This window comes from Psychrobacter sp. Cmf 22.2 (genome assembly GCF_001921745.1).
GTDB lineage: Bacteria > Pseudomonadota > Gammaproteobacteria > Pseudomonadales > Moraxellaceae > Psychrobacter.
In genome coordinates this window covers 1-275 of sequence record NZ_MRYA01000033.1, presented here as the reverse complement: position 1 = coordinate 275, position 275 = coordinate 1, and the positions used below count along the sequence as shown (strand labels likewise).

1 protein-coding gene is annotated in these 275 nt (G+C 49.1%); it reads left to right on the top strand.

Features of this window, described 5'->3' with window-relative positions; translation table 11 throughout:
- Nucleotides 1-2: 2 nt before the first annotated feature.
- Nucleotides 3-275 (top strand): phosphotransferase family protein (locus tag BTV98_RS13215; RefSeq protein ID WP_368664879.1); only part of this gene is annotated, 273 nt, incomplete at its 3' end.

Here is a 275-nt window from a genome sequence, read left to right as displayed (position 1 = left end):
TTATGGCAACTGACAATCATGCCAACAACACTGACAATGACCATCAAACACTTAATAAAGTCTTGGATAAAGGAGGCGAAGTGCGCGAAGGCGAAGAGCTTGATGCACAAGCAGTCAGCAATTGGCTACGCGAGCAAGGGATTGATATAGAAGGCGAGCCAACGGTTACTCAATTCTCTGGCGGTGCTTCAAACTGGACTTACCGGCTGCAATATGGAGGCGAAGGTAAGAGCCAAGACCTTATTTTACGCCGTCCGCCAAAAGGCACCAAGGCC